Source organism: Clostridia bacterium (genome assembly GCA_036654455.1).
Lineage (GTDB): Bacteria > Bacillota > Clostridia > Christensenellales > CAG-314 > JAVVRZ01.
The window spans coordinates 1-549 of record JAVVRZ010000027.1 but is presented as its reverse complement, the minus strand read 5'-3'; the positions used below and the strand labels follow the sequence as shown (position 1 = coordinate 549).

General features: G+C 32.8%; 1 protein-coding gene. It reads right to left on the bottom strand.

The window, feature by feature from the left end:
* The coding region (locus tag RR062_06245; protein ID MEG2027289.1) for a helix-turn-helix transcriptional regulator at positions 1-203 on the bottom strand (203 nt) is incomplete at its 3' end.
* Positions 204-549 lie beyond the last annotated feature (346 nt).

The following is a 549-nucleotide window of genomic DNA, read 5'->3' as shown; positions in this document are numbered from 1 at the left end:
GTTATTTCTTTTCCGTATATTAAATAATCAACAGACACCCCTAAAAATTCAGCAAGTGGTGCTATACAATTCGCAGATGGAATAATTCCTTTTGACTTCCAGGCTGAAATAGTTGCCTGGCGAACCCCAATAGCCTTAGCAATGTCGCCCTGCGTTTTCATTTGTTGTTTTGCTAGCGTAAAAACTCTTTCTGCAATAGTCATTTTACTCTCCTTTCATATAAATTTTGAAAATATCGTAAAAATCTATTGACAATAAGAATAATGCGTATATAATTATACGCAAGGTTATATATATGCGTATAAAATATACCCTTGCCTACTTATTGACAACCGAAATTTTGCGATAATTTATAGTAGCATATTTATTATACCAAATGATTTAACGATTGTCAATATGTAGGTTTCAATGTTTTTATAATTTAATTTTGGAGGATAAAATCAATGGAAACATCAATCAAATCACAAATGCAGTGGTTAACAGTCAATTACAACGCGCCATGTGCCATCCACATCGGCGATGTATTTTACATCATACGCCTTGCAAAAA